Here is a 24,265-nt window from a genome sequence, read left to right as displayed (position 1 = left end):
AGCGTTGGTACTATGCAGTGCATTGAAACAAACAACTTACAACAGTTGTTAGAACAAGTAAAACCATATACAAAAAAAGGAAAACTTGCTACTTATATCCCCGAACTAGGAAATGCAAATCCAGACGATTTAGGGATTGCCATTTTCCATAAAGAAACAGAATATATCCATGCAGGCAACTCACAAACACTATTTACTCTTCAAAGTATTTCCAAAGTAATTACACTTGCCCTTGCCCTTTTAGACCGTGGTGAAGAATATGTATTTTCTAAAGTTGGAATGGAACCAACGGGTGACCCATTTAATTCTATTATTAAGTTAGAAACGACAAGTCCGTCCAAACCCCTTAATCCAATGATAAATGCAGGAGCATTAGCTATTACAAGCATGTTAGAAGGAAAAGATAACGAGGAAAAAATGGAACGTATTCTTCATTTTGTACGTGAAATAACAGATAATCCTACTATTAATTATTCCTCTAAAGTTGCCGATTCAGAACTAGAGACAGCTTACCTAAACCGTTCACTTTGTTATTATATGAAACAAAACGGAATTATCGATTGTGATATTGAAGAACTTATGGATTTATATACTCGTCAATGCGCAGTTGAAGTAAACTGCATCGATTTAGCACGTATCGGCTTAATTTTTGCAATGGATGGATATGATCCATATAAAAAGAAACAAATCATCCCTAAACATATTACAAAAATTTGCAAAACATTTATGGTCACATGTGGTATGTATAACGAATCTGGTGAATTTGCAATTCGTGTTGGTATTCCTGCAAAAAGCGGTGTAGCCGGTGGTATTTTTGGCTGCGTAAAAGGAGACATGGGAATCGGTATTTTCGGACCAGCTTTAGATGCAAACGGAAATAGTATTGCTGGTTTTAAAATTCTTGAACTTCTTTCTGCTCAAGAAGGTTGGAGCATTTTTTAATCGCGAGTTATCCTGCTATACTAGCAGGATTTTTTATTTCGCCAAAACCTCAATTTTGCGAGTTATCAATCTTCTTATAAAAACAGTGCTGAAAGTTTCTCTATATCATGCATATTTGTTCCCCCCTCCTGAATAATATAGTACAACCTAGCGCTATATGTGGAGGTGTGAAAGATGAAACTAATATTTCAAATGGGAAAACAACCTGTTCTTGAAAAAACAATCCTTCTTTTTATATTGAGTATTGTAGAAAGCTTGAAGTTAAAAGTTGTTTCACTCGACGAAGCTCACCGATACATATTCAATTTAGAAGTACTTGAATTATTAATGGATCGGAACATCGATGATCAAGTACTTGAACTTATTCATTTCGGGATGGGACTTGAAGACATTTATCACGTGCTTCCTGAAGAACTTGAGCATACGATTGAGGAATTAAAATGGCTTTGCATTCAAGTATTAAGTGAGTACAGTATGCATGAAGAATCGGAACAATTAATTGAAGATATACGGTAAAAAAGCACCTATGTAGGTGCTTTTAATGTTTTTTTAAACTATTTTTATACGCCTCAATATTTACTGGTAGCTCTTCCTCTTCCAAAGTATGTTCATTTACATCTTTATGAATGAACGCACCTTTAGGTGGTTGATGATCATGCCCTTTTTTCTTATGATCAAATGCTTTCCCGCGTCCCATACAAATCCCCCTTTCTTAAAAGAAATCCGTATTAGTATGGAGAAAAGTACGTCGATATATGCAATCCCTTGCTGTATTTCCAAGGAAATACTCGAACCTTGTTTTCTACTCTCCTTACAACAACTGATCGATCCCAATAAGAATTAATAACACTCCTGCGATAATTGTCGCCCATTTCCCTAAGTATTCTGCTAAAAATCGTTTTCCTACATACGCAAAACCACTAATACAAATAAAACTAAACACCCCAGAAATAGTCGCTGTAAGCCAAAGATTTAAATTTGTTATCCCAGCATCAAATCCACCTGCAATATTATTAATAGACAACGCAATCCCTAATACAATTGCTTCTGAAAAACTAATTGTTTTAGAACCATCAAAATCTGCTTTTTCTGGATCACGTAAAATTCCCATAAGTACATTACCATCTTTAGAGCCTACGGTATTTCTTTGCCCCAAGAAAGGCTGGCACAAAATAAACACCCCGATTATCCCTAAAACTATCGCTCCAATCAGGTTTGCTGTAAACTCTGAAATAAATAACGCAATCCAGTTCCCAAAAAATCCAGCTAATAAAGTAAATAAAAACCCAAAAAATGCGATGATAAAATTGTTGAACCACGAAATTCTAATTTTACGAATGCCATATGCAATCCCAACACCTGCATTATCTAAATTAGAAGCAATCCCGATTAAAAAAATTGAAAATAGACCTGCCGTACTCATAAATAGCCACCCCTTTTCCTCACTTTTCCATGCATCTTATGAAAATGTTGAGCAACTGTGCCTGTCTGTTTCATATACATGTAATAAATGCTCAACATTTTTTCAACAATAAAAAGGAGTGCCTTCGCTATGCCTAAAGAAAATCCAAATGAGCGGCTTAGTAGATTAATAAAAAAACTTTTAAAAGAACGTGCCTTATCTATGCGCCAACTCGGAATGCTTACAAATATTGATCCCGCAACAATCTCAAGAATTATGAATGGTAAACAACCGCCAAAACAAAAACACCTACAAAAATTCGCAGAATGTCTGCAAGTTCCACCCCAATTGTTATTTGATGAAATGTATCCTGATTCTCCTCACATTAATAAAGAAAAGACGGATATGTACACATCTCTTGATACCATTCAGCAAACTCTGCAATCCTCTAACTTATTCGATTTCGATTACACTACAACTCGCGTAAAACAAGAACTCGAAAATTACGAACGCTATGCCCAGACAACAGAAGGCGAAAAACGTATTCATGACAGTTTTGCAAGCAAATTAGAGCAAATTGATAGTGCTGGTCCTTTTATTGAACAATTAACAGATATGTATCAACAATTTTGTAATGAAACCATTTCAAAAGAAGAACGTGCAGTTCTTGGGAGCGCATTACTTTATTTCATATTATCGACAGATATTATTCCCGACTATCTCTTTCCAATTGGCTATTTAGATGATGCGATTGCCGTTGAATTAGCGAGAGAGAAATTAATTGAAATGAAACGAAAGACATAGAAAAATAAAGAACTATTTCAGTTGTTTATATTCAACACTGAAATAGTTCAATAAAAAATCGTACAAGTATACATACTCGTACGATTTTACTGTACAAATCTATTTTTCCGTGTGGCACCATTCATATATAAATGCTGTTATCACTTTTGTAAATTCAATTAACTGTTCAACTTCAACTTTCTCATTTACAGAATGTGCTTCTTCTAATGTACCTGGTCCATATATAATCGCTGGAATATGAAATTCACTAAACCAACCACCATCCGTTACCGTTGCAGACATATCTAAAATTGCATTTTTAGAAAGAATTGATTCATGTACTGAGCTAAGCGTTTTTACAGCTGTATGTTCACTATCTATTTCTAAAGAAGGGAAAATTTCGCCACGATCCACAATCATTGATTCTCCGCCCCACTTAAATTGTGGCGGATTTTCACTTAACCATGGATCGGCAGCTGCCACCTTTCCAATATACTCTTCAATTTCTTTTATTATTTGTTCATGTGTTTCATTCGGATAAAAGTGCACTGTTATCCATAACCGGCACTCATCCGCAATAAAAGCTGCATGTCTTCCACCCTCAATAACAGCTGGATTAATTGTTGTTGTTCCAGATGGATAGCCTTCATATGTTTTCATAACTGCCCAGTGGCGCTCTAATTCTTGTAAGCTTTGCACAATTTTCATCATTTTTTCAATCGCACTCGCTCCAAATAAACATCCTCCAGCATGGATCATTTGTCTGCGCGTTGCATCATGAAACGTTTGCGGACTTTTCACTGTAATCCATCCAGTAATGACACCGCCTTGTCCTTGCATATGTAAATCGCTCGTATCCACTACTACTGCAAAATCAGCATCGTAACCTCGCCTGCAGCATTGAAGTGTACCTGCCTCTCCAACTTCTTCTCCTATTACTGATTGAAAGATTAAATCTCCAGGTAATTCAATACCAGCTTCTTGTAAAAGTTGAATGGCAAATAGCGCTCCAGCCAGCCCACTTTTCATATCAGCTGCACCACGTCCAACTAACCAGCCATCTTTTATAAATGGATCAAATGGATTCGTTTCCCACGCCTCATCTGCTGACACTTCAGCTACATCCATATGACCATTAATAATAAGACTTTTATATGAGTTACTTTTTATTCCTTTTTTAACTCCGACAACGTTCGGATCATTCGGATATACATCCCATTTATCAATACTAAAATTTCGTTTTCTTAAAAAATCTGCAACAAATTCTTGCGCTTCATTTGTATTTCTCGCTGGTGGTGCTGGTGTTTCAAAACGAATTAATGTTTTTGTAAGTTCTAACAATTCCTCTTTCCTTGAATCTATTTGTTTTAACAACTGCGAAACTTCTGGATTCATCGCTAATTCCCCTTTGCATACATAGTATGTTTCCAGCTTTATTTTCACAAAAAAAGAGACTGTTTACAAATCTTACAGTCTCCAAATTAATTCATATTATAAGCTCTCTACTTCCGTCGTATTTGTCTTTTCAATATGTTCTACTTTACGTGCCTTATTTCTTGTCGCACGGTAAAACAGTAAACAAACAATCATAAATGGAATACCACAATACAATGCCATTCTTTGTTCTGGAATAAAGGCCATTCCAACGATTACTGTTAAATTTAATACTAACGCAAGAAGTGGTACGAATGGATACAGTGGTGTTTTAAATTTCAAGTCTTTCACATCCCCGCCCTGCTTTATGTATGACCTTCTAGCTAATAAGTTAGATAGAGCAATAGATGCCCAAACTAATATCGCCCCGAACCCGGCAATAGAAAGTAGCCATAAATAAACTGTATCTTCCGCATAAATACCTGATAGTAATGAAAGGCAACCTACAATTGTACTTACAATCAATGCATAAATAGGAACACCGTTTTTAGATAACTTACCAAAAATCGGACTAATCATTCCTTGATTAGACATAGACCATAGCATACGAGAAGTTGCATATAACCCTGAATTCGCAACGGATAGCACTGCTGTAATGATAACAAAATTTATAATATCTGCTGCATAAGGAATACCAATTTTATCAAATACAACTACAAATGGACTTTCAATTACTCCCGCTTGTTGCCAAGGGAATAGTCCAGCAAGAATAAAAATAGATAGTACAAAGAAAACAAGTATACGCCAAACTGTATTGTTAATTGCCTTCGGGATTGTTTTCTCTGGATTTTCACTCTCACCTGCTGCAATACCAACTAATTCTGTTCCTTGGAAAGAAAAATTAACTGCAATCATCGTAATTAAAATGGCTGATAATCCATTGGGGAACAATCCACCATAATCAGTAAAACTAGAGAACATCGGCGCTGGTTCATTTCCTTTCATATCTAGAAAACCAAACATTGCTGCCCCGCCTAAAATAATAAATGCAATAATCGTAATTACTTTAATACTTGCAAACCAAAATTCAACTTCCGCAAAACTTCTTGAAGATAACGCATTAATAGCAAAGAGGAGTACCGCAAACACTACGCACCAAATCCATGAAGGTACATCAGGAAACCATCGTTTCATTAAAATACTAACTGCAATTAGTTCAATCCCTATCGTAGCTGACCAGTTTAACCATGACATCCATCCAACTACATAACCTGCTGCAGGAGAAATATGCTTTGTCGCATACGTTTGATAAGATCCTGCGTCAGGCATTGCAACAGCTAACTCTCCAAGACAGAGCATCGTTAAATACATAACAAATCCTCCAACAAGATATGCTACAATCGCTCCTCCAGGCCCAGCTTCATGAATTGTATACCCAGATCCTAAAAAAAGACCGGTACCAATAACGCCTCCAAGTGCAATCATAAATATGTGCCTGCTTTTCAATTCTCTTTTTAATCCTTGATTTTGATTCATCATATAAATCCCCCCTTTTCACTTTGTAAACCCATTTAATGTAAGCGTTTTTAAAATTATTCACCGTAAAAATAATGATTTAAAAGAGCAAAAATACACGTCACTTACATTAATCACTGCCTGTTACTAAAAGGTCATCCCTTACTGTTATTAATAACTTTTGATCAGCAATAGCTTGTCCTTCTACTACTTCTAATGATTCAATATAACCACTGATCCCTATCTTAATTTCTACTTTCTGTTTATCTATTGTTTCAATTAATGCTAATTTCTCCCACTCATATACGTAAGAACTTTCCGTAACAAATAACTTCTCTACTTTCCCGTAACAAGGACTATACACGCATTCTATAACCGTCTTCACTTTATACACTCCTCCTTCTTATTAGTTGGTACTGAAACGTTGCATATCCCTCCTTTAGATATATCAATTATTATTTATGCAAAATGCGTACCAATCTCCAATTCCTATTTAAAATGAAGGTTTCTCAAAAAAAAAACTTCATAACCGCAAAATTTTTCTATCATTTCAGAGATTTTAAAAGGAAAATAGCAAAAAATTTTTGCGATTTTATAAGAATTTTAATAAAATTATAAAAAGTCAGTCTTCATAGGGTGGAATGAGGAGAAGATAATCTATGCGTACAGAAGAAATTAATTTAAAACAGATCATTGAAATGAATATGCTATATGAAACTTTACTCAATGAACTCGACATCGGAATTCATATTATTAATGAGGAAAGTAAGACGATTATCTATAACCGCAAAATGATGGAAATTGAATCAATGGAGCGCTCAGATGTGCTATATAAAAGTCCTTTAGAAGTATTCGTATTTGAGGAAAATAAAAATAGTACTCTTATAGAGGCATTAAAATTTGGAAAAACAAAGAAAAATATAAAACAAACGTATTTTAACAATAAAGGACAAGAAATTACAACGATTAACGATACTTTCCCTATAATAGAAAATGGAAAAATTAAAGGCGCTATTGAAATATCAAAAGAAATTAGTAACTTAAAGCAAACGATAAAAATAGGTCCTTCTCGAAAACAAAGCACTAAATTTACCTTTGATCACATAATTGGTGATTCTGAAGCCATTCAATCAATCATTACAGAAGGAAAAAGAGTAATTCGTACATCTTCCTCCATACTTCTAGTAGGAGAAACAGGCACTGGTAAAGAACTATTTGCACAAAGCATCCATAATGAAAGTCAGCGTTCAACAAAACCCTTTATTTCACAAAACTGTGCCGCTATACCTGATACCTTAATGGAAAGCCTACTATTTGGCACAAATCGAGGTGCCTTTACAGGAGCAATAGATAAATCAGGCTTATTCGAAGAAGCAAACGGAGGAACTTTGTTATTAGATGAAATCAATTCATTAAGCCCAATACTTCAAGCTAAGTTGCTGCGGGCTATACAAGAAAAAACAATACGAAGAATCGGAGGTACACACGAAAAAGAAATTGATGTTCGCATTATAGCAACTATCAATGAAGATCCCTTTGAAGCCATCGCACATAATCGATTAAGGGAAGACTTATATTACCGATTAAGCGTCGTTACTTTATGTCTTCCGCCTTTACGTGAAAGAAAAGAAGATATTCCAGCTCTTGTTCAGCACTTTATTGAAAAATATAATACTCAATTCGGGCTCAACGTAACCGATGTAGATGTAAATGTAAGAGAATTTTTCTATGCCTACGATTGGCCTGGAAACGTACGGGAGTTGGAACATATAATTGAAGGTTCCATGAACTTGATAGAAGATGAAACCATCATTACAGCGTTTCATCTTCCTACTCGCTTTCGCGAACGAATAAAAACAGAATTCAATATGCAACATGCACTAACTACTCACAATACTGATGCACCTAAAACTTTAAAACACACAATAGAAAAAATGGAAAAGAACTACATTAACCAAATTCTTAAAGAGAATCATGGCAACATCTCACAAGCTGCAAAATTTTTAGGATTAAGTAGGCAAAACTTACAATATCGAATTAAAAAACTGCATTTACACATATGAAATAAACATGTCTCCAAGTGTAAAAATGACTTGGTAAAATATGTTATAATAAACATATAACATGCTAGAAAGGGGCTATATATATGAGTAATGATAAAAAATTAAAGTTATTACAATACTTATACTTTTTCCCTGCCATGCTCTGTATGATGTTATTCATTAATGCCGATGTAAGCAGCTCTCCTTATGCAAAGCTATTAGGAACAATTTTTGGCTCCTTTGCAGCTATTATGCTTGCTACTTTTTGGAATTTGAAGATACGTATAAAAAACGAAAAATCTTCTTAATACTAAAAAAATCGAGCTACTTAGCCCGATTTTTTTATTTGCCATTAAAACTCAACATTCTCTAAATACAACCCACTTGCCTCAGCAAGACAATTAATTTGATTGCGCTGCTTTTCCTCTAAAATGTTTGGAATTGCTTCAGCATCTAATTGTCCTAATCCAACTTCAATTAATGCCCCGACAATTTTTCTTACCATATTATGAAGGAAGCCGTTACCACTTACTCTAATTTGTACAAACCCTGCCTCTTCCATCACATCAAGTGTATATACTTCTCGAACCATAGATTTTTTCTTTGATTTCGCATTTGAAAAAGCAGTAAAGTCATGTGAACCAACTAAATGTTTTGCAGCTGCTTTCATGCTTTTCACATTTAATTTTTTATTCACATGCATGCTGTATTTACGCATAAATGGATTTGTATGCTCTTCATTCCAAATTTTATACAGATATGTTTTTGCTTTAGAATTGTAACGAGCATGGAAACGATCATGTACTTCTTCCACATTCGTAATGCTAATATCGTTAGGTAAATATTGATTTAAATATTTTTTCACTTTATGTTCCACTAACTTCTCATCACTTTGAAAGTTAGCAACTTGATTCAAAGCATGTACACCAGCGTCTGTTCTACTACAACCGATAATTTCAATTTCTTTTCCGACCATTTCAGATATGACACTTTCGATTTTTCCTTGAATTGTATTATCGTTATTACCGAGACGTTGCCATCCTTTAAAACGTGCGCCGTCGTACTGAATCGTTAATTTATAATTATGCATCGTATTCTCCTTGTCTTATTGACCTAAAAATATAATCCCTCATACAGCTTTTCCATATGAGGGAACTATAACATATTGTTACTTCATTCTAAAAGGAATAAAGTAATCTATTTACTAATTACGATTCGTTCGAATCCAGGAATCTCCTAAGTATGTTCTAATTTTTAACCAACCAAATGATGTTGTAGATTCTTCAACTACAAATACCGTTTGTGGTGCAAAAGTGCCGATTGCTCTACCGAAAGGTTGATCAAATGCTGTAAACACATTTGGGACATGGTAATAAGACCCTTGTGGCGCAATCCATTTTTCTCCAACCTCAGCCTTAATTTTCTTCCAACCATTTTCTCCTTGTTGAAGTACTCTTACAGATTGGGCTGAGAATTTCACACCATGATGCATGTACTTAGGTTCATTGTATGCATAAAAATCACGATTAATATGTTCCACGTGTGGATAACGAACAATCCACTTTGGCCCTAAATACGTATTAATTAAAGACCAACCGTTTTCTTTTGTCTGCAAAATATTAACCGTTTGTGGAGCGAACCAAGCATCTGGATTTTTAGCTTCAGGGCTACTGTATGCTGCAAAATTCTGCTTCATTATTTGTGGCATTCCATTTACACTTGTCCACTTCTGCCCCAAATATGTATCAATCAAAATTTCACCTCTTAGTGTACCATCACGTGCAATAACAGTTTGAGGACTAAATACGTACTTCGCACTGTCCATATTAATCCAATCAAAAGCTTCAAAAGTTCGATTAATTTCTACTTTAGCGCCCTCTGGTGCGATAAATCCACCACTTATCTTCCACCATCCACTAGGATGTTGATTTGTAACATAAACCCTTTCTCCTGGCTGCAGTTCTTTTTTCACAGGCGAATTAAAACTACGACTTTCATATACTTTTAATGTTTTTGTTGTTTCATATGATTCCGCATGTGCAGAAGTTGCAAATAAAGAAACCATCCCAAAAACAAATAATGCCAACCATTTTTTCATAAATCTTCTCCCTTTTAGCTTATTTTCTATAGCAAATTTGCTATGTTACATCCATATTGTAATTTATTAATACAGAGTGGTCTATACAATCTGAACACTGTATATTTTTACAAATTTTTTTTGAGTGCAGCAAATAATTTCATATAATCCATACAGAAAGTATGGATATTGATTACGTAACGTGATTTATCTACTAACATAACAAAAAATGTTGATGTAGTTAACCACATCAACATTTTTAATCCTTCTTATTTCAAATTTAATCTAACTACATTCTCAACATGCGCAGTATGCGGGAACATATCAACTGGTTGCACATACTCCACTTCATAGCTCTTCATTAATGCTTGTACATCACGTGCTAATGAAGAAGGATTACAAGACACGTACACAACTTGTTTCGGCTTCACTTTTAAAATTGTTTCCAGTAATTTATCATCGCAACCTGTACGTGGTGGGTCGACAACAATTACATCTGGACGCCATCCTTCTTTTACCCATTTCGGTAACCATTGTTCAGCTTTACCTGCTTCATATTTCGTATTTGTAAATCCGTGACGCTTTGCATTTTTTCTTGCATCTGCAATTGCTTCTGGAATTACATCCATACCACGTACTTCCGCTGCATCATTTGCAAGCCAAAGACCGATTGTACCAACACCACAGTACGCATCCACAATCTTCTCGTTTCCTGTTAACGCAGCTGCTTTTTTCGCTTCATTATACAAAACAACTGTTTGCTCTGGATTCAACTGGAAGAATGCACGTGCTGATAATTCAAATGATAAATCGCCAAGTGTTTCTTGAATGACTTCTTTTCCAGCTAATTTAAATGTTTTGTCGCCAAAAATAACAGATGTTTTACGCCAGTTTACATTTTGCATAATTGATTTAACCGCTGGCATCTGTTTTTGTACTTCTGCAATAAATTGTTCTTTATTTGGTAATTCTTCTTTTGTTGTAATAAGTGTAACTTGTACTTCCCCTGTTTGAACTGCAGTACGTGTTACAATTGTGCGTACTAAACCTTTTTGTTTTTTCTCATTGTAAATAGAAACATTTAATTTTTCTAAAATACGTCTTACAACTTTTGTCGCTTCATTCGTTGCTTTATGTTGAATCATACAGTGAGCGATATCAATTAACTGATGTGAGTTTTGTTTATACAGCCCTGTAATAACCTTTTCGTCTTTACGCCCCACTTGTAATTGACTCTTATTACGATAATGCCATGGATTTTCCATGCCAAGCGTTGGGCGAATTTTCTCTTCCATACTATTTTTCATGTACTTCTCAAATGCTTGTACAACGATATCACGCTTTTGATTCAATTGTTCTTTATAATCTAAATGTTGCAGCTGACAACCGCCACACTCCTCATATACTGGACACGGTGCTTTCACACGATGCGGTGAAGCTTTACGAACTTTTTTCACTTTCGCTTCAGCGAAGCCACGCTGAATTTTCGTTGTTTCTGCAACAACTTCTTCTCCTGGTAATGCCCCTGGAATAAAAACAACTTGTCTCTTAAAATAACCAACGCCTTCTCCGTTAATCCCAAGACGTTTAATTGTCACAGGAAACGTTTGACCAACTTCCAACTTACTCTCATGTTGCTTTTGTATCATTATTACACCTCTACTCTATACTTTTCCATAAATATAACGCTGCATAACTGCAGTATGGTTCACACTCTTGTTTCACTTTTTCTAAAAATGCATCATCAGGTTTATCATCTAATTGAAATATACCTTGCACTGCACGCTGAATCCCAATGTCCGCTTTCGGGAACATATTTTTCCGTCCAAGCCCAAACATTAAAAAGTTTTGCACTGTCCATGCACCAATTCCCCTAATTGGCAACAATTGTGCTGAAATGTCTTCTTCCGTCCCATTTTCTATACTCGCTAAATTTAATGTACCACTGACAATACTTCGACCTAATCCTACTATATATTCAGCCTTTCGCTGACTAAACTTCTGCTCTCTCAATTCTTCTATTGAAATATTTGCTACTATTTCCGGAGTGGGGAAAAAGAATACACCGTTCTTCTCTGTTCCATACCGTTTCACAAATTGTTCTGTTAACACAGTAGCAAATTTCAAATTTATTTGTTGGTGAATGATACAGCGAAGCAGACAAGCAAAATAATCAAATTCTAAAATAATTGGAGTATAAGCATATGTTTCAAATAGTGGACGTAATGATGTGTTTAAAAAATGATTTTGTATATCTTGAAACGGTTCATTCCAATGAAAAATGGCCCTCATTCGTTTCATGACTTTCTCTGGATCTCCTGTCTGACTAGAAATCCAAAACTGTGGATTTTGAACAGTACCAATCCCTTGTAAGCGAACAACAACCTGTTCCTCGTCTATACAAAGCGGGATATAAATAACTTTCTCATCTAATTGAATGACGTTAAGAGGATCAAAAGATAAACGTTTTAATACTTCTTCAAAATGATACGGATACTCTAACGTAACATGTTCGCTCCACATACGTTTCCCCATCCTTTTTACACATCATTATAGCATGAGAAAACCGTAAGCATACATGCTTACGGTTGATTGCCTTTTACTAAGTCATCTAGACTTTTAAAATGATACCCTTTCTCGCGCAAATCATCAATGATTTTCGCAAGTGCTTCTGCATTATCTTTTGATATTGCATGAAGTAATAAAATAGATCCTGGATGAATCATCGTCATAACATTATTATGCGCATATTGCCATCCTCTTTGCTGATCCACTTTCCAATCCAAAAATGCAAGTGACCAAAATACATTATAATAGCCCATTTCTTTCGTAAGAGCTAACGTTCTTTCACTAAATACACCGCGCGGAGGACGTACATATTTCACTTCTTTTTGCCCAGTTACTTTTTTAATTTCTTCCGTTACACTCGTTAATTCTTCACGAAGTTTCTCATCATTTACCGCTGTAAAATCAGGATGACTCCAAGAATGGTTTCCAATAATGTGTCCTTCATCCTTCATTCTTAACAATAAATCTTTTTGCGTTTTAATGTAATGCCCCGTTACAAAGAAAGTTGCTGGTACTTTTTTCTCTTTTAATACATCTAATATTTTCCCTGTGTATCCATTCTCATATCCATTATCAAATGTTAAATAAATATCTTTTTTCTTCGTATCTCCTAAATAAAACCCGCCATTTTTTTGTAGTAAATCTGTATATAACTTTCCTGCATCTGGTACTGTTTCATTTTTAGGACGCGGGATTCCCCAGTTATGTGGAGTATTTGTATAAGCCAGTGCTGAAACTGGAACAAGTGCCATCATAATTGAAAAAATGAGACCGATATATAACCATTTATATTTCATAAATAGTCTCCTTTCCATATATAATCGTACTTGTAGTTTCTGTTGCTACGCATTCTTTCATGCTGAACATGTTTTTCTATATATACCAAAAAAATGCATCTCGAATCATTCGAGATGCATTTTTTATTTACTTAAATACTGGCTCTTTAAAGCTAGCTAATTTTTCAAGTGATGTTTTATCAACATCTGCATGTAAGCTATTACCATGCGAGTCCATCGTTACAACTGCTTTAAACCCGTCGATACGTAAATGCCACATTGCTTCTGGAATACCAAATTGTAAGAAATCAACATCTTTCACTTCTTTAATACATTCAGCATAATATTGCGCTGCACCACCGATTGCGTTTAAATATACACCGCCGTGTTCTTCTAAAGCCGCTAATGTTTTCGCACCCATACCGCCTTTTCCAATGACAGCGCGAATACCGAATTTCTTCATAATATCGCCTTGGTACGGTTCTTCACGAATACTTGTCGTTGGACCTGCCGCTTTAATTTGCCAATTGTCATTTTCATCTTTCACAACAACTGGACCACAGTGGTAAATAATTTGTCCATTTAAATCTACTGGACAATCATTATCCATTAAATGCTTATGTATTGCGTCACGACCTGTATACATCATGCCATTAATTGTTACAACATCACCAACGTGAAGTTCACGAATTTGCTCTTCTGTAATTGGTGCTTGTAATACAATCTCACGTTGCTCTGTTTTTTCTTGTACTTCATGCTGAAGTGTATCTTCACCTTCTTGATATAGCCAATCCATAATGTCTCCTGTTTCAGGATGGATTTTCACACCAAGGCGACGATATGCCCAGCAATTATACGCAACAGATACATAGAAACTAGCTGGCAAACGATTATAGACGCCAATTTTACAACCAAGTAAAGTTGTTTCTCCGCCAAATCCCATCGTACCAATGCCAAGCTTATTCGCATTTTCTAATACGTACTCTTCAAGATGTTGTAACTCTGGTACTGGATTGACATCATCTAATGTACGGAATAATTGATTTTTTGCCAATTCATAACCTGATGTGCGGTCTCCCCCGATACCAACACCAATTACACCAGCGCTACATCCTTGCCCTTGTGCTTGATATACTGCATGAAGAAGGCATTTACGAATCCCTTCTAAATCACGGCCAGCTCGTCCAAGTCCTTCTAGTTCACACGGTAAGCTATATTGAATATTTTTATTCTCACAGCCACCACCTTTTAGGATTAAACGTGCATCAATATAATCTTTTTCCCATTGTTCAAACTTAATCACCGGTGTACCTGGTCCTAAATTATTTCCACTATTATCTCCAAAAAGAGAATCAACAGAATTGGGACGAAGTTTACCATCTTTTGTCGCCCGCTCAAGCGCATTATAGATAGCTTCCTTCAACTTTAATTGATTCACACCAACTGGTGTATAAATTTTAAACGTTGGCATCCCTGTATCTTGGCAAATCGGCGAGATGTTATCATCAGCCATTTTAATATTATTTGTAATTGTGCCAAGTGCCATCGCAGAACGAGTCCCTGCATTTTCTCGCTCTTTCGCTTGTTGAATCGCACGACGAACATCTTTCGGTAAGTTCGTTGACGTTTCAACAATTAGTTGATACATGCTTTCTTGAAGCTTTTCCATTGTTACTTCCCCCTCAATTGTGAACGCTACCAAAACGTTATGAGCTGAAAATTCAATTGTTATGCTCTTTAGCTATTTATTTGTTTCACGCTATTAGAGCATAAATGAAATTTTTCACAACTTGATTATACCTCTTTTTCTATCGTCCTTCTATTACCCGAACAGAAAAAGGCTACCAAATTGGAATTGGTAGCCTTTTTAATATATTATTCGTCTTTTTTAAATTGCTCACATTTTAATTCTAATTCATCTAACATTGCAAGAAGACGATCTACATCTTCTAATTCTACTTCTTCAGGTTCAATTGTATCAATTACTTCAATGAACATATTTAAACGTTCTTTTAAATATACTAATTGTGTATCTTTATCTTGAATTGCTTTTCCCATGAAGGCACTCTCCTTTTAATTCGAGTTGCTTTTATTATACCGCAAAAACGATTGCTATGGGCATGAAATTTCATCAATTTTGTCACAGTCATCCACTATAATGTAAGCCCTCTCTCTTTCCATGCTAAAAAGTTTCACTTTATAAAAAGCACATATTCTTCTATTATAGAGAATGGACAAATTGTTATTTCAATAGTCAAAGGAGTATTTCATATGACGATATCACAAAAAATGAAGCCGATTACTCCTTCTTACGATCCATGGGAAGCGTATATGGACCTTGAAGAGTACGGCAAACTACTATTAACAAATGTTGAATTTACAACGACGACGTTATGCAACATGCGCTGTGAGCATTGCGCTGTTGGTTACACGTTACAGCCGAAAGACCCAAATCCGCTTCCGATGGATCTTTTATTAAAACGATTAGATGAGATTCCTCATTTACGTTCTTTAAGTATTACTGGCGGCGAACCTATGCTTTCAAAAAAATCCGTCGACAACTATGTAACACCACTCTTAAAATATGCCCATGAACGAGGCGTTCGCACTCAAATCAACTCTAACTTAACTATAGATTTAGCACGTTACGAACAGATTATTCCTTATTTAGACGTATTGCATATATCTCATAACTGGGGAACAATTGATGACTTCGTTGAAGGCGGATTTGCAATGATGGAGCGTAAGCCTACTTACGAACAACGTGCAAAATTATTTGAAAGAATGATTACAAATAGTAAGGCTCTATCAGATGCAGGTGTACTTGTATCGGCCGAAACAATGCTAAACAAAAGAACTCTACCACATATTGAACATATTCACCGCCAAATCGTCGAAGAGATGGGCTGTAAACGTCATGAAGTTCATCCAATGTATCCAAGTGACTTCGCGAGTAATCTAGAGATTTTAACAAAAGCTGAAATTCGTGATGCGATTGAGCATTTACTAGAAATTCGTGATGAAAATGTATGGATGTTATTTGGAACGTTACCTTTCTATGCTTGTAGCGATGACGAAAAAGACATAGCTACATTTAAAAAATTGCAAGAGAGCAAAAATGTAACTGTTCGTAATGATCCAGATGGCCGTTCTCGTTTAAATGTAAATATTTTCGATGGAAATATTATTGTGACGGACTTTGGTGATGTTCCACTTCTAGGAAACATACAAACAAACACATTACAAGAAGCGTATGAAAAATGGAGCACTTCAAAAACAGCAAAATCATTAAGCTGCCACTGTCCTGCAGTAAAATGTCTTGGACCAAATGTTCTTGTAAAAAACAGCTACTATCCGACAGAAGATTTCTTATCAAAAACAGCAAACATTACATTATAAAAAAAACGTCAGCTTATAAGCTGACGTTTTTTATGTTATTGCGAGTGAGAAGAAGAAATAAATTTAAAAAACAAATGATCATGAATTGGAATTGCCGCTCCAATTCCTTGAGAAGTAATATTTTTCACAACAAGTCTTTTTTGATTTCCCTTTAATACAAGATACACTTCTCCAAATGTTACTTTTCCCTTTTCATTTACTGCTGGTGTATAAGCGTATAAATATCCAAGTTGACTCGGACTAATATTATACACACGCTCATGTCCAGTACCATAACCAATAGTTGTCTTAAACGAAAGAGGTAATTGTACTTTTTCAAGTGCTTTGAGAAGCATCATTTTTTTCACATCTGCAGCATCTTTCATATCTGCTGTTAAATCGCCTTCAACCGTCTTTTGTGTTTCTTGCTTATAGCGAAGTGGATATAAACGGTCTCCTCCGCGATTATCATACACATTTCGATTCACTTGTTTATATTCCCAATTAATCGATGTGTCTACTGATTCATAATGTAAGGCCCATTGACCTAAATAAATTTTTGCCCGATACCCTACTGCAAGTGGCGCATTTGAAATTGTCGTTTCATTAAACATCCGAATTAAGTCTGGATTTTCAATTTTAATATTAGCCGTTTTCAATAGCTCTTGAGCAAATTTACTTGGTTGTAAACGTGGCAAATCTTGCGCATCATTTGGAAATGTATTGTCTTTTGAAATATTTAAAACAGATGAAGGCATTTTTGTTCCTACTGTTGTCTTTGCAAAACTCATGTTAGGAAATAATAAAATAAACGAGACCATAGTTGAAAGACATATGCTGTATACTCGTTTCACCTGTCTGGCTCCTTCCTATGTAGGTATATATACTACTTCGTTTATTGTTTTCTCTGAGCGCAATTGTTATGCCTATTTTTCATAATAAATAAAAACCAATTCCCATAATGACATACGCCGCTAGTAAAGTGCCTCCTTCAAACCAGTTTGTATCTCCATCATTGGAAATCGCAATCGTTAAGAAAACGGCTGTAATCATAGACACAAGTTCTGGTATGGTAAATACTAAAGGCATCCTTTGCGCGAAGAACATAGATAGTAATACTAATACAGGAGCAACAAACATGGCGATTTGTAATGTAGAGCCTATTGCAATTTCAACTGCAATATTTACTTTATTTTTATAAGCCATAATAATTGCAGACGCATGTTCCGCTGCATTCCCAACAATTGCAACGATAATAACCCCTATAAATAACTCTGACCAGCCAAATGACTTTGCAACAGTTTCAAAAGTATGCACGAGTGCCTCTGACACATAAGCTACCGCTAGTGTTGCTATCGCTAAAATAAGTAGCGCCTTCCCTTTCGACCACTCTGGCTCTTCTTCATGCGCTACTTCGTCACTTTTATGTTGATATACACCACGGTGCGTAACTAACTTAAATAGTAATGCAGCAAGGTACATGATAATCATAATAATAGAAACACCTATACTTAATTGATACGTCTTGCCAGCGTCCATCTTCATTGAAAAGATCTCTGGAATAACAAAGGCCACAACAACAGCAAATATTAATAAAGCTGAATTATGCCTTGCATCATATACATTAAAACTTTGTCTTTTGTATTTAAGACCTCCAACAAAGAAGGATAACCCTCCTACTAATAATAAATTTCCAAGTACAGATCCCGTTAAAGAAGCTAACACCACTTCAATTAACCCTGCTTGAAGTGCAAAAATTGAAATGATAAGTTCAACAGCATTACCGAAAGTAGCATTTAATAATCCGCCTATTCTAGGACCAGAAACAATTGCTAGACTCTCTGTTGCTCTACCCATAAAACCAGCTAATGCGATAATCGTAACACAATACACAGCGAACATAATTGTTTCTGGCCAATGAAGTGTTTTTCCAAGTACAGATAGTGGTACACCTATAAGCGCTACTATAAGAAATATTTTATTAAACATGTTTTTCATCCTTCCATCGTATGTATTTCTCCTCAATATTATTATTATTCTTCTCCTAACTTGTCCGATTTCATCACAATTACGTTTAAAAAATCGGATTGAAGAAAACAGTATGAAAGATATTTAAATTATCTTGTTTAAACAGACAGAATTATAAATTGTGAAAAGGGGTTAAAATTATGCACTTAAAAGAAAAAATCGCAACTATTATTCAAGGTCAACGTACTGGTGTATTATCTACAGTACGAAATGAGAAACCTCATAGCGCCTTTATGATGTTTTTCCATGAAGATTTTGTACTGTATGTTGCAACAGATCGACAATCAAAAAAGATAACAGATATTGAACAAAATCCTAATGTCCATGTACTACTCGGACGAGAAGGGAAAAAATTAGATGAAGATTATATTGAAGTTGAAGGATTGGCTTCAATTGAGGAAGACTCGACATTAAAAAACAAGTTTTGGAATAATAGCTTAAAACGTTGGTTACTCGGCCCTGAAGACCCTAATTACGTATTGATAAAAATCAACCCCGACACAATTTATTACATCGATGGTGCCGGTACGACGGAGCCTGAGTTTTTACGACTATAAAATAAAACAAGCCCCCCTTAGGTGGGCTTGTTTTGTCGAAAAGTTCTTTTGAAAAAAACAATAAAATAGGTGGAACTTTCTAAAGATTCTGTTATATAATAGCATTAACTTAAATAAACTGTATTAAAACAGATTGAGAGGAGAAATAAAATTGATGAAGAGAGAAGAACGCAAAAACATGATTGAGTTTATTGAAAAGAAAAAAGGGATTGAGCGTGACGAATTACTGTTTATGACAGACGATGAAGTAGAACATATTTATAATGTAACGTACTTTTTATATGAGGAAATTGCAGAGTAGTATAATAATCCCCACCTTATTAAAAATATAAGGTGGGGATTATTTCGCTATTTAGCCCACTATTTACAGGCAGTAAAACTCCCACCTTAAAATTCAGGTGGAGCAAGGAGTTAAGTTGAAGTCGTGCTTCCTATAAGCTCAATTGCTTCAACTTTATACATGAGAATCATTTTCATGTATAATACTGTAAGATTGGAGGAATTTTACTATGAGTTCGTGGCTCTTATTTGCACTATTATCAGCAATTGCTGCTGCCCTTGTATCGATTTTTGGAAAGTTTGGTTTAGACGGCATCGATGCAAACGTTGCAACAACAATTCGATCTATTATTATGGCATTATTTATGATAGGCGTTATTATCATACAAGGTAAATTTCAAAATATCGGCGACGTACTGCTAAATAAAAAAGCACTGCTATTTATCACATTAAGTGGGATTGCAGGTGCTTCTTCATGGCTATTTTATTTTCTTGCCCTCAAAACAGGAAAGGTTTCACAAGTAGCTCCTGTCGATAAATTAAGCGTCGTATTTTCTATCATTCTCGCTATGATTATCCTCGGTGAAAAGTTAAACTTTATGACCGGCGTTGGTGTAGTCTTTATTACAGCTGGTGTATTATTTATTGCTTTCAGCTAAAAAAACCGCTATTAGCGGTTTTTCTTTTTCTTTATGTACAACCATACAAAACATGTAACAACTGCTGAAATTAATAAAATCCATATTCCATAATGATGTAAACTATACTCAACGAAGCGCCACTTCTCGCCTAACTTCCAGCCAAGCCCAATAAAAACACTTATCCAAATGAGCGCACCACCGTAAGCGTACAAACAAAAACGCCAAAGTGTCAAATTTGATACCCCAGCAAAATATGCTGTTAAATGACGTACGCCCGGTATAAAATAACCAATCATTAAAAGAAATGGCCCATATTTTTCAAATAAAATATGTGTTTTTTCAATGTGATGTTCTTTAATTCTAATTTTCGGCCCATATTTCTTTAAAACAGGGAGCCCAAGTTTTAAACCTAATATGTAGCTTAACGTGATCCCTAACATCGCACCAGCCAGCCCACTTAAAAAAGCAGCAGTTCCTGACATAACTCCTTTTGAAACATTATAACCAACAAAGGTCAATAAAAACTCGTCTGGTATCGGTAATCCGACAATCCCACCAGCCAAAGCTATAACAATTCCAAAATAGCCATAATGCGCGATTAACTCGCCAATATGTTGTTCCATTCGGAAGACACATCCTATGCACGGTCGTTATTCCACATTGTACCCTTTCTATCTTTAAGGCAAACATGGTATACATATTCACTATACATTGTTTTTATAATGAACTCTACTTCTATTCTTTCCTTTAACAGAGATAAAGAAAAACTTTACTCAGTGGGAGTTTTGTTCATCCTCTACTAATTATTAACCTATGCCAATCTTGCTTTTACAGACATCCCGACTCCACATAACTCACTTACATTCACCAATTTTGAGATTAGATTCTTATTGCCCGCAAATAACCCGATAAAAAATAAAAATTCATATGCGTGTTTTTTTGTTACAATAAAGGAAAGTTACTTTTCGCAACGGTTTAACTCTCAAGAAAAATGATATATCTAGCAAAAACATAGTTTGGTCTATATAATGCAACTTCTACCTATTAAAAGAACATACACCCTTTTACATACAACATCATTTTTCTAAATTATACAGGGGGGAACGAACATGACCATTGAAAATCAATTTATTCAAAAAGTTTACTATAAAACATTTTTAACAGAAGAAACTTCTACTCCTGCATCGGAAGTACTCGGTGAAGCATATATAAATGAATCTAAAAATGAATTCTCCAACATTTCTAATATTCGATTTGCTCAAGGTGAATTTTATTATCAAAATAAAGATTTTGAAGCAGCTATATTTAAATGGGAAAAAGTAAATAATGCTCTTGCACTTTGGGCGACAAAAAATATTGCAGATGCTTATTTTGAACTAGGATTCTTACCAAAGGCAGAAGAAATTTATCAATCTATCCAAACGGAAGATACGACTCTTACGATGGAGGTTTCCTTACAACTTCTTTCTCTTTATATCGAACAAGATCGTTTAGGACTCGCTTTTAAGACGATTAGTGAAGCTGTTGCATTCCAACCGGATTACCCAAATATTACTGCAATTGCACGTTCTTTCTATGAAAAACAAGAAGATTGGAACAACGCTATCGAACTAGCTGTTCAAGAAGGTATCCGAACACAATCTTTACACTGGTTTGATACGTTAATAACTTACATAAACAAAGGATTTACAAAAAATATTAAGCCTGAATATTTCTATGAGTCTTTAAAAGCTCTATATGCTGTTGATCAAGCTCAATTTAAAGAACTTGTTATTGCTCTTTGGAATAGCTATCAACATGAATCCTTATACCTTCCTTGGATTCAAAGTATTAATCATTTATTCTTGCATATTGAAACAGACAATAATGACGATTGGAATGAAATCTCTACTCGCTACCAAGAAACATACTTTGCATTAATTACCGGAAATCATTTTATGCATGAATTAAACGGACTTGTACCAAATTTATTAACAAATTGGTTCAGTTTAACGAAAGCAAAAGATTCTCTAGTTGTCTCTGCAGCAGTGTTAGCATGGAATGAAGTCTCACCTACAACTTTAGAATCATTACTCGTAAAAAGTGCTGGATCCTTACTTTCTAATACATCAGCTGAAGCAGATGTAAATATGGAAACAGTTTCTCATTTATTCGAAACAATCGCTGTATGGGCTGAGAAAAATGATGTAGATTTAAGTCATCAATTTACGCTACTCGTCCATGAACTATGTGATTTAAATGTCACACCAATACTAATAGCTGGAACTAGTGACCATGATAAAACATCATTTGTTAATTCAATATTGGGAGAGAACATCTTAACTGAAACTTTAACAACTCCTATTCTATTTAAAGACGCTAGTCAAACTGAAATAACAGAATTTACCGAGTTAGATATAAGAAATATCCCTAACCTTGATGAATTCCATCAAATAACGGCTACATCTGCTCAGTCAGAACTTGAGAAAAAATGTATAGAAATTAAGCTACCAAGTAGGTTTTTAAGAAAAAATAAGTTTACATTTCTTATTACACCATCTATTCAAGGACAATTGGATAAAAACAATGCATACTTTGAATACTTACAAGCAGCAGATAGCCTTGTATACGTATTAAATTCTTCTTCACCATTGCATAGTCAAGAAATTGATACGTTAATTTATTTACGTGAACAAGTACCAAACTTACAAATTCACTTCGTATCACACACAAATAATACGACTACTGATGAAAAACTAATTAGTAAACTTAAAGTACATTTTCCAGATGCACAATTCTTCCCATACTCTCCTTCGCAAGAGAGTAGCCAGCAACTTGGAGATGTAACAGAATCTATTCTTTCTAATCTTGCAAAACGCGATATAGAAAAAGAACGTATAGAAAAGCTAATATGGTTTACGCAAAAGACCATTGCTTATCTCATAAATGAACGTGTGGAATTAGAAAATACATTAGTAAAATCCGTACGCTGGAATAAACACATCTCAGTGAAACTTACTGGATTTATTAATAACCTTACTGCTCTTGAAAAAGATAAAATTCGTTCTATTACCGAATCCTATCTTTTAACGAAAGAAGAAATTACACGAGATATACATTCTCAAATTCCTGAATTATTACAGAGCTGCTCTGATCTTGTTCAAGAAGATAGTGATTTCAAATTAGTTCATGAAGAATTAAATGCTGCAATGAATGAACGAGTTCAAAAGCATGTACAACAGGTACTTCTTCCTAAATTTACTGGGTCTATTCAAGAATGGATTGAAACAGCACATAATGAATTTATTCAAGCTCAAGCTTATTTAGATGAAATGAGTGAAACGTTTAATAAATTATATAAAGAAGAACGTATGAAACTTCCTTGCGATTTCAAATTATTAGATGATTGGAATCGAGATGTTGTACGAATGACAAATCGAATTACAGTAACGAACATCAATATTTTATTACGCTTTACACCGACACAGTTTTTCTTAAAAAGTGCCGGAAAATTATTTGGTAATATGCAAAAAAACCAATCTATGCTCGCCAACAAATATAAACAATATATTGAAACAGAAGACTATACAGAAATTGCTCACACAATTTCAAAACAATTCTTCCTTCAATTTGAAGTATTTGAAGGTGCATTAGAACGTGATATCATGATGTTCTTCAAAGATCCACTTAATATATTGAAACAAAATGTAGATGCAGCTCAACTTGAGATAAAGGAAGACGAGCAAACATTAGCAACGCTAAGAAGCAATCCAGAAACATATCATGATCCTTTGGCGTTATTTAAACTACAATTGCTACAACATAAATTCGTTTTAAGTACTACAAAGAAACATGAAGATATTTTTGTATCAAACGAATCTCCTACTGTTTAACAAAAAAAACCAAGCAAACTAAAATTTGCTT

General features: G+C 34.9%; 25 protein-coding genes. 10 read left to right on the top strand and 15 right to left on the bottom strand.

Annotation, left to right across the window (positions count from 1 at the left end):
* The first annotated feature begins 12 nt into the window (after nucleotides 1-12).
* The gene (gene glsA, locus M1D73_RS02505) at nucleotides 13-942 is read left to right on the top strand and encodes a glutaminase A (protein ID WP_001149861.1); all 930 of its coding nucleotides are present in this window, start codon (nucleotides 13-15) and stop codon (nucleotides 940-942) included.
* Nucleotides 943-1,116: 174 nt separating this feature from the next.
* A complete protein-coding gene (locus tag M1D73_RS02500) occupies nucleotides 1,117-1,458 on the top strand; it encodes a DUF3969 family protein (protein WP_000766604.1) in 342 nt (113 codons plus the stop codon).
* Between the two features lie 22 nt (nucleotides 1,459-1,480).
* Here the strand turns inward: M1D73_RS02500 and M1D73_RS02495 are convergent, their stop codons facing one another.
* Together M1D73_RS02495 and ytaF are read right to left on the bottom strand one after the other, a co-directional pair.
* Nucleotides 1,481-1,639 (bottom strand): hypothetical protein, encoded by a 159-nt coding sequence (locus M1D73_RS02495; RefSeq protein WP_000532409.1) that lies wholly within the window; start codon nucleotides 1,637-1,639, stop codon nucleotides 1,481-1,483.
* A 114-nt stretch (nucleotides 1,640-1,753) separates the two neighbouring features.
* Nucleotides 1,754-2,365 (bottom strand): sporulation membrane protein YtaF, encoded by a 612-nt coding sequence (ytaF, locus tag M1D73_RS02490; RefSeq protein WP_000100723.1) that lies wholly within the window; start codon nucleotides 2,363-2,365, stop codon nucleotides 1,754-1,756.
* A 129-nt stretch (nucleotides 2,366-2,494) separates the two neighbouring features.
* On the opposite strand from ytaF, the gene M1D73_RS02485 reads away from it, so the two are divergent.
* Nucleotides 2,495-3,148, top strand: a complete 654-nt coding sequence (locus M1D73_RS02485; RefSeq protein ID WP_001123716.1) for a helix-turn-helix domain-containing protein — start codon at nucleotides 2,495-2,497, stop codon at nucleotides 3,146-3,148.
* A gap of 99 nt (nucleotides 3,149-3,247) precedes the next feature.
* On the opposite strand, the gene M1D73_RS02480 is transcribed toward M1D73_RS02485, so the two are convergent.
* The 3 genes from M1D73_RS02480 to M1D73_RS02470 form a co-directional block, all read right to left on the bottom strand.
* Nucleotides 3,248-4,522: an acetylornithine deacetylase gene (locus M1D73_RS02480; RefSeq protein ID WP_001067758.1), complete on the bottom strand. Its 1,275-nt coding sequence runs from the start codon at nucleotides 4,520-4,522 to the stop codon at nucleotides 3,248-3,250.
* A 96-nt stretch (nucleotides 4,523-4,618) separates the two neighbouring features.
* Entirely contained in the window at nucleotides 4,619-6,040 is a 1,422-nt protein-coding gene (locus tag M1D73_RS02475; RefSeq protein ID WP_000981861.1) for an amino acid permease, read from the bottom strand.
* Nucleotides 6,041-6,146: 106 nt separating this feature from the next.
* Nucleotides 6,147-6,401: a biotin/lipoyl attachment domain-containing protein gene (locus M1D73_RS02470; RefSeq protein WP_000859480.1), complete on the bottom strand. Its 255-nt coding sequence runs from the start codon at nucleotides 6,399-6,401 to the stop codon at nucleotides 6,147-6,149.
* 274 nt (nucleotides 6,402-6,675) lie between these two features.
* Between M1D73_RS02470 and M1D73_RS02465 the strand changes: the two genes are divergently transcribed.
* Complete coding sequence (locus M1D73_RS02465) at nucleotides 6,676-8,079, top strand: sigma-54 interaction domain-containing protein (protein ID WP_086400885.1); 1,404 nt, start codon at nucleotides 6,676-6,678, stop codon at nucleotides 8,077-8,079.
* An 83-nt stretch (nucleotides 8,080-8,162) separates the two neighbouring features.
* Nucleotides 8,163-8,366, top strand: coding sequence for a hypothetical protein (locus M1D73_RS02460; protein WP_000063863.1), 204 nt, complete (start codon nucleotides 8,163-8,165; stop codon nucleotides 8,364-8,366).
* Between the two features lie 44 nt (nucleotides 8,367-8,410).
* On the opposite strand, the gene truA is transcribed toward M1D73_RS02460, so the two are convergent.
* The 7 genes from truA to M1D73_RS02425 all read right to left on the bottom strand — a co-directional run bounded on the left by truA (nucleotide 8,411) and on the right by M1D73_RS02425 (nucleotide 15,537).
* The gene (gene truA / locus M1D73_RS02455) at nucleotides 8,411-9,148 is read right to left on the bottom strand and encodes a tRNA pseudouridine(38-40) synthase TruA (RefSeq protein ID WP_000553118.1); all 738 of its coding nucleotides are present in this window, start codon (nucleotides 9,146-9,148) and stop codon (nucleotides 8,411-8,413) included.
* A gap of 114 nt (nucleotides 9,149-9,262) precedes the next feature.
* Nucleotides 9,263-10,156, bottom strand: coding sequence for an S-layer protein (locus M1D73_RS02450; RefSeq protein ID WP_000758930.1), 894 nt, complete (start codon nucleotides 10,154-10,156; stop codon nucleotides 9,263-9,265).
* Nucleotides 10,157-10,404: 248 nt separating this feature from the next.
* Nucleotides 10,405-11,784 (bottom strand): 23S rRNA (uracil(1939)-C(5))-methyltransferase RlmD, encoded by a 1,380-nt coding sequence (gene rlmD / locus M1D73_RS02445; protein ID WP_000615207.1) that lies wholly within the window; start codon nucleotides 11,782-11,784, stop codon nucleotides 10,405-10,407.
* A gap of 10 nt (nucleotides 11,785-11,794) precedes the next feature.
* Complete coding sequence (locus M1D73_RS02440; RefSeq protein ID WP_000269422.1) at nucleotides 11,795-12,658, bottom strand: DNA-3-methyladenine glycosylase family protein; 864 nt, start codon at nucleotides 12,656-12,658, stop codon at nucleotides 11,795-11,797.
* 59 nt (nucleotides 12,659-12,717) lie between these two features.
* Entirely contained in the window at nucleotides 12,718-13,500 is a 783-nt protein-coding gene (pdaA, locus tag M1D73_RS02435; protein WP_000875956.1) for a delta-lactam-biosynthetic de-N-acetylase, read from the bottom strand.
* Between the two features lie 127 nt (nucleotides 13,501-13,627).
* Nucleotides 13,628-15,148 carry a class I fumarate hydratase gene (gene fumA / locus M1D73_RS02430; RefSeq protein WP_481157989.1) on the bottom strand — a complete coding sequence of 507 codons (1,521 nt, stop codon included), beginning with the start codon at nucleotides 15,146-15,148 and terminating at the stop codon, nucleotides 13,628-13,630.
* A 206-nt stretch (nucleotides 15,149-15,354) separates the two neighbouring features.
* Nucleotides 15,355-15,537: an SE1561 family protein gene (locus M1D73_RS02425; RefSeq protein WP_000513558.1), complete on the bottom strand. Its 183-nt coding sequence runs from the start codon at nucleotides 15,535-15,537 to the stop codon at nucleotides 15,355-15,357.
* Between the two features lie 213 nt (nucleotides 15,538-15,750).
* Between M1D73_RS02425 and yfkAB the strand changes: the two genes are divergently transcribed.
* Nucleotides 15,751-16,878, top strand: coding sequence for a radical SAM/CxCxxxxC motif protein YfkAB (gene yfkAB, locus M1D73_RS02420; RefSeq protein WP_000156016.1), 1,128 nt, complete (start codon nucleotides 15,751-15,753; stop codon nucleotides 16,876-16,878).
* A 35-nt stretch (nucleotides 16,879-16,913) separates the two neighbouring features.
* On the opposite strand, the gene M1D73_RS02415 is transcribed toward yfkAB, so the two are convergent.
* Both M1D73_RS02415 and cax read right to left on the bottom strand, forming a co-directional pair.
* Nucleotides 16,914-17,711 (bottom strand): YfkD famly protein, encoded by a 798-nt coding sequence (locus M1D73_RS02415; protein ID WP_002083605.1) that lies wholly within the window; start codon nucleotides 17,709-17,711, stop codon nucleotides 16,914-16,916.
* 79 nt (nucleotides 17,712-17,790) lie between these two features.
* Nucleotides 17,791-18,846, bottom strand: a complete 1,056-nt coding sequence (gene cax / locus M1D73_RS02410) for a calcium/proton exchanger (RefSeq protein ID WP_000482137.1) — start codon at nucleotides 18,844-18,846, stop codon at nucleotides 17,791-17,793.
* Between the two features lie 179 nt (nucleotides 18,847-19,025).
* On the opposite strand from cax, the gene M1D73_RS02405 reads away from it, so the two are divergent.
* From M1D73_RS02405 to M1D73_RS02395, 3 genes are all read left to right on the top strand, one after another.
* Nucleotides 19,026-19,442, top strand: a complete 417-nt coding sequence (locus M1D73_RS02405; protein WP_000550220.1) for a pyridoxamine 5'-phosphate oxidase family protein — start codon at nucleotides 19,026-19,028, stop codon at nucleotides 19,440-19,442.
* A gap of 154 nt (nucleotides 19,443-19,596) precedes the next feature.
* Nucleotides 19,597-19,743, top strand: a complete 147-nt coding sequence (locus M1D73_RS02400) for a BH0509 family protein (protein WP_000817786.1) — start codon at nucleotides 19,597-19,599, stop codon at nucleotides 19,741-19,743.
* A 208-nt stretch (nucleotides 19,744-19,951) separates the two neighbouring features.
* Entirely contained in the window at nucleotides 19,952-20,380 is a 429-nt protein-coding gene (locus M1D73_RS02395) for an EamA family transporter (RefSeq protein WP_000100295.1), read from the top strand.
* A gap of 11 nt (nucleotides 20,381-20,391) precedes the next feature.
* Here the strand turns inward: M1D73_RS02395 and M1D73_RS02390 are convergent, their stop codons facing one another.
* On the bottom strand, nucleotides 20,392-20,985 hold the full coding sequence (locus M1D73_RS02390) for a DedA family protein (protein ID WP_000434872.1): 594 nt from the start codon (nucleotides 20,983-20,985) through the stop codon (nucleotides 20,392-20,394).
* A 486-nt stretch (nucleotides 20,986-21,471) separates the two neighbouring features.
* On the opposite strand from M1D73_RS02390, the gene M1D73_RS02385 reads away from it, so the two are divergent.
* On the top strand, nucleotides 21,472-24,234 hold the full coding sequence (locus tag M1D73_RS02385; RefSeq protein WP_000151418.1) for a tetratricopeptide repeat protein: 2,763 nt from the start codon (nucleotides 21,472-21,474) through the stop codon (nucleotides 24,232-24,234).
* Nucleotides 24,235-24,265: the final 31 nt, after the last annotated feature.

It is taken from the genome of Bacillus sp. PK3-067 (assembly GCF_056738645.1).
Note: the sequence above shows the minus strand (reverse complement) of the source record. Positions and strands in the feature narration are given on the sequence as shown.

Excerpts from the sequence above, each read along its gene's own strand:
- glsA (WP_001149861.1), top strand. The coding sequence starts at position 13 with ATGCAGTGCATTGAAACAAACAACTTACAACAGTTGTTAGAACAAGTA.
- M1D73_RS02500 (WP_000766604.1), top strand. The coding sequence starts at position 1,117 with ATGAAACTAATATTTCAAATGGGAAAACAACCTGTTCTTGAAAAAACA.
- M1D73_RS02495 (WP_000532409.1), bottom strand. The coding sequence starts at position 1,639 with ATGGGACGCGGGAAAGCATTTGATCATAAGAAAAAAGGGCATGATCAT.
- ytaF (WP_000100723.1), bottom strand. The coding sequence starts at position 2,365 with ATGAGTACGGCAGGTCTATTTTCAATTTTTTTAATCGGGATTGCTTCT.
- M1D73_RS02485 (WP_001123716.1), top strand. The coding sequence starts at position 2,495 with ATGCCTAAAGAAAATCCAAATGAGCGGCTTAGTAGATTAATAAAAAAA.
- M1D73_RS02480 (WP_001067758.1), bottom strand. The coding sequence starts at position 4,522 with ATGAATCCAGAAGTTTCGCAGTTGTTAAAACAAATAGATTCAAGGAAA.
- M1D73_RS02475 (WP_000981861.1), bottom strand. The coding sequence starts at position 6,040 with ATGATGAATCAAAATCAAGGATTAAAAAGAGAATTGAAAAGCAGGCAC.
- M1D73_RS02465 (WP_086400885.1), top strand. The coding sequence starts at position 6,676 with ATGCGTACAGAAGAAATTAATTTAAAACAGATCATTGAAATGAATATG.
- M1D73_RS02460 (WP_000063863.1), top strand. The coding sequence starts at position 8,163 with ATGAGTAATGATAAAAAATTAAAGTTATTACAATACTTATACTTTTTC.
- truA (WP_000553118.1), bottom strand. The coding sequence starts at position 9,148 with ATGCATAATTATAAATTAACGATTCAGTACGACGGCGCACGTTTTAAA.
- M1D73_RS02450 (WP_000758930.1), bottom strand. The coding sequence starts at position 10,156 with ATGAAAAAATGGTTGGCATTATTTGTTTTTGGGATGGTTTCTTTATTT.
- rlmD (WP_000615207.1), bottom strand. The coding sequence starts at position 11,784 with ATGATACAAAAGCAACATGAGAGTAAGTTGGAAGTTGGTCAAACGTTT.
- M1D73_RS02440 (WP_000269422.1), bottom strand. The coding sequence starts at position 12,658 with ATGTGGAGCGAACATGTTACGTTAGAGTATCCGTATCATTTTGAAGAA.
- pdaA (WP_000875956.1), bottom strand. The coding sequence starts at position 13,500 with ATGAAATATAAATGGTTATATATCGGTCTCATTTTTTCAATTATGATG.
- fumA (WP_481157989.1), bottom strand. The coding sequence starts at position 15,148 with ATGGAAAAGCTTCAAGAAAGCATGTATCAACTAATTGTTGAAACGTCA.
- M1D73_RS02425 (WP_000513558.1), bottom strand. The coding sequence starts at position 15,537 with ATGGGAAAAGCAATTCAAGATAAAGATACACAATTAGTATATTTAAAA.
- yfkAB (WP_000156016.1), top strand. The coding sequence starts at position 15,751 with ATGACGATATCACAAAAAATGAAGCCGATTACTCCTTCTTACGATCCA.
- cax (WP_000482137.1), bottom strand. The coding sequence starts at position 18,846 with ATGTTTAATAAAATATTTCTTATAGTAGCGCTTATAGGTGTACCACTA.
- M1D73_RS02405 (WP_000550220.1), top strand. The coding sequence starts at position 19,026 with ATGCACTTAAAAGAAAAAATCGCAACTATTATTCAAGGTCAACGTACT.
- M1D73_RS02400 (WP_000817786.1), top strand. The coding sequence starts at position 19,597 with ATGAAGAGAGAAGAACGCAAAAACATGATTGAGTTTATTGAAAAGAAA.
- M1D73_RS02395 (WP_000100295.1), top strand. The coding sequence starts at position 19,952 with ATGAGTTCGTGGCTCTTATTTGCACTATTATCAGCAATTGCTGCTGCC.
- M1D73_RS02390 (WP_000434872.1), bottom strand. The coding sequence starts at position 20,985 with ATGGAACAACATATTGGCGAGTTAATCGCGCATTATGGCTATTTTGGA.
- M1D73_RS02385 (WP_000151418.1), top strand. The coding sequence starts at position 21,472 with ATGACCATTGAAAATCAATTTATTCAAAAAGTTTACTATAAAACATTT.